General features: G+C 61.1%; 3 protein-coding genes. 1 reads left to right on the top strand and 2 read right to left on the bottom strand.

Features of this window, described 5'->3' with window-relative positions; genetic code table 11:
* Positions 1-77 precede the first annotated feature (77 nt).
* Positions 78-905, bottom strand: coding sequence for a phosphonoacetaldehyde hydrolase (phnX, locus tag ACRESJ_RS17670; RefSeq protein ID WP_431759057.1), 828 nt, complete (start codon positions 903-905; stop codon positions 78-80).
* A gap of 153 nt (positions 906-1,058) precedes the next feature.
* Positions 1,059-2,168 (bottom strand): 2-aminoethylphosphonate--pyruvate transaminase, encoded by a 1,110-nt coding sequence (locus ACRESJ_RS17665; protein WP_431759056.1) that lies wholly within the window; start codon positions 2,166-2,168, stop codon positions 1,059-1,061.
* A 109-nt stretch (positions 2,169-2,277) separates the two neighbouring features.
* On the opposite strand from ACRESJ_RS17665, the gene ACRESJ_RS17660 reads away from it, so the two are divergent.
* Positions 2,278-3,141 carry a LysR substrate-binding domain-containing protein gene (locus ACRESJ_RS17660; RefSeq protein ID WP_431759055.1) on the top strand — a complete coding sequence of 288 codons (864 nt, stop codon included), beginning with the start codon at positions 2,278-2,280 and terminating at the stop codon, positions 3,139-3,141.
* The last annotated feature ends 152 nt before the right edge of the window (positions 3,142-3,293 follow it).

Below are 3,293 nucleotides of genomic sequence, written 5' to 3'. Positions count from 1 at the left end.
GATCTTGTTTTTAAAACCCAGGATCAAAAGATCGCAGCCTGCGGCAGCTCCTACACAGAGTAGTGGTGGCCGGGATATCAGCTGGACTGCGGCATTTCGCCCTTGGCCAAGCGCTTGTTGATATCGGCAATAACTTCCGGCAGATCGGTAATAGTGTCGATCATGTAGTGCGGACGCGAGCCTTCGAACATGGCATGGATACGCTTGCGTTCGCTGTCCAGCGTTGCGCTGTCGAGGGCGCGGAAGCCATCGTAGTCCAGACCCAACGCGTTGCCCGAACAGATCAGCGCCACGGTCCACATGCCGGCGCGGCGGCCTTCGAGAATGCCTGGGACGGTGTCGTCGATTTTCACGCAAGCGGCGACATCGTCGATGCCCAGGGCGATCACGTTGGCCAGGGCCTGGGCCGGCCAAGGGCGGCCGTTCGGTACCTCATCCGTGGCGACCACATGATCGGCAACGTAGCCATTGGTAGCCGCCAGTTCAACAACCTTGTCCATGACCTGTTTCGGGTAGCCGGAGCAGGAACCGATCTTGATGCCTTGCTGGCGCAGGTTGGCGATGGTGTCCAGTGCGCCGGGAATCAGTGCCGAGTGTTCGGCGATTTTCTCGATTTGCAGGGGCATGAAGCGTTGGTAAATGGCGGTGACGTCATCGTCGGTCGGCGTGCGTCCGAACACTTTGCGATAACGCTCGGCGACTTGTGGTTGATCGCACAGGGTGCGGATGTGGTCCCACTTGCCCATGCCCATCGGGCCACGGGCTTCTTCGATGGAAACCTGGACGTCGAACTCGGCGAACGCTTCGACAAAGATCTGCGTTGGGGCGAAGGAACCGAAGTCGACGACGGTGCCGGCCCAGTCGAGGATGGCGGCTTGAAGTTGGGTCGGGTTGGTGTAGTTCATGGTGAATAAATTCCTGTGAGATCGAGCTATTCGGGAGTTCGGCTTTCCTGTGGGAGCGAGCTTGCTCGCGATGGGGGCCGGTCAGTCGACATCTTTGGTGACTGTCAGGCCGTAATCGCGGGCAAGCCCGCTCCCACAGGGATTAGGGGTGTTTCAGATGTCGAGCACTTCCATCTCGCGCAACACTTCACCGATGGCCGCGACGGCTTCGCGCATCTCGGCTGGCTGGACATGGCCGATGCAGCCGACGCGGAAGGTTTCGACCTGGGTCAGTTTGCCGGGGTAGAGGATGTAGCCCTTTGCCTTGACCCGTTCGTAGAACTCCTTGAACTGGTAGCGCGGATCTTTCGGGGCGTGGAAGGTGGCGATGATCGGCGCCTGGATGGCGGCAGGCAGGAAGCTGCGCAGGCCCAGCTTGCTCATCTCTTCCATCAACGCCTGGCAGTTGGCGGCGTAGCGTTCGTGTCGCGCCGGCAGGCCGCCTTCTTCGTTGTATTGCAGCAGGGCTTCGTGCAGCGCAGCGACCACGTGGGTCGGCGGGGTGAAGCGCCATTGGCCGGTCTTGGCCATGTAGGTGTGCTGGTCATGAAGGTCCATCGCCAACGAATGCGAGTTACCGGCGGCGCTGGTCAGGGACTCTTTACGGGCGAAGACGAAGCCCATGCCTGGAACACCTTCCAGGCATTTGCCGGAAGCTGCGATCAGTGCGTCGAACGGAATCTGTTGCGCATCCACCGGCAGGGCGCCGAAGGAGCTCATGGCGTCGATGATCAGGCGTTTGCCATGTTGCGCGATGACCTGGGCAATGTCCGACAGCGGATTGAGGATGCCGGTGCTGGTTTCGCAGTGGATCAATGCCACATGGGTGATGCTGGTGTCGGCGCGCAGCAGACGGTCGACGTCGGCGGCGGTGGTCGGTTCGTCTTCGGCGGTTTCGAAGGTGCTGAACGAGCGACCGAGGACTTCGCAGATTTTCGCCAGTCGTTTGCCGTAGGCGCCGTTGATCAGCACCAATACTTTGCCATCGCGAGGCACCAGGGTGCCGATTGCCGCTTCGACAGCGAAGGTGCCACTGCCTTGCAAAGGCACGCAGTGGTGAGTGGCGGCGCCGTTGATGATCGCCAGCAGTTGCTCGCACAGGCTGGCGGTCAGTTGGTTGAAGCGGTCATCCCATGAACCCCAGTCAACCATCATCGCCTGACGGGTGCGGGCGGACGTGGTCAACGGGCCGGGGGTGAGCAGGATGGGTGCGGCAATACTCATTCTCGTGTCCTCGCAATCGATGGGATGAAGCTACGGGGCTTAAATTGCAATTTGCCGAGCTATCAATCAAATTGTTTGTTGTTATGCCAGCCATCAGTGAGGGTTATTCATGAATCTGTTCCAGCTCCGTGCCTTTGATGCGGTTGCCCGTGAAGGCAGCTTCACCCGCGCCGCCGCGCGGCTGTTCATCAGCCAGCCGGCGGTCACCGGTCACATCAAGGCGCTGGAGGAGCACTACCAGATCACCCTGTTGCGCCGTACCGCGCGCCGGGTGGAGTTGACGGAAGAGGGCACTAAATTAGCGGCGATCACCCGGGCGATGTTCAGCCTGGCCGAAGAGGCGCAGGTGATGCTTGAGGCCAACCGCCAATTGCTGACCGGGCGCCTGGAGGTGGCGGCGGACGGCCCGCACATGGTCATGCCGATGCTTGCCAGCCTGCGCGCGCGCTATCCGGGGATTACCGTGAACCTGCGTCTGGGCAACGCTCAGGAAACCCTCGCCGCGCTGTTGTCCGAGCATGCCGACGTGGCGGTACTCACTGAAGTTGAGCCGCGCAAGGGCCTGCATTTGCAGGCCCTGAACGAGTCACGGATTTGTGCGCTGGTACCCGACGGGCATCCGTGGGCGCGCAAGACCAAGGGCGTGCAGCTCAAGGAGCTGGATCAGGTGATCATGGTGTTGCGTGAGCCGAGTTCGATTACCCGGCGAACATTCGATGAGGCCTGCGGCCAGGCGAATGTGCACCCACGGGTTTTGCTGGAACTGGACAGTCGAGAAGCGGTGACCGAGGCCGTTGCCGCAGAGTTGGGAGTGGGCGTGGTGTCGTCGGTGGAAGTCAGCCATGACCCGCGAGTGGCGGCGGTGCCGATCATTGGTGAGGGGTTGGTGAACCGGCACATGATGGGGTGCCTGGAGCGGCGGCGGGATTTGCGGTTGATTCAGGCGTTTTTTGGGTTGGCGCCGGGCGGGTAGACCGTGGCGTCTGCATCGCTAGCAGGCTAGCTGTGATCTCTCTGTAGGTTGTTCACTCGGGGCTTTTCCGGGAAATTGGAGGTGCGAACCAAACCAAGCTCCGGGAGGCCCCGAGTGAACACTCACAAAAATGCCCGATTAACCGTTTGTGG

Origin of the sequence: Pseudomonas sp. (assembly GCF_050739655.1) — a bacterium.
Taxonomy (GTDB): Bacteria; Pseudomonadota; Gammaproteobacteria; order Pseudomonadales; family Pseudomonadaceae; genus Aquipseudomonas.
This window is presented reverse-complemented; position numbering and strand designations above follow the sequence as displayed.

What these genes read in the sequence shown, in the direction of transcription:
- phnX (WP_431759057.1), bottom strand. Translation starts at nt 905, where the DNA reads ATGAACTACACCAACCCGACCCAACTTCAAGCCGCCATCCTCGACTGG.
- ACRESJ_RS17665 (WP_431759056.1), bottom strand. Translation starts at nt 2,168, where the DNA reads ATGAGTATTGCCGCACCCATCCTGCTCACCCCCGGCCCGTTGACCACG.
- ACRESJ_RS17660 (WP_431759055.1), top strand. Translation starts at nt 2,278, where the DNA reads ATGAATCTGTTCCAGCTCCGTGCCTTTGATGCGGTTGCCCGTGAAGGC.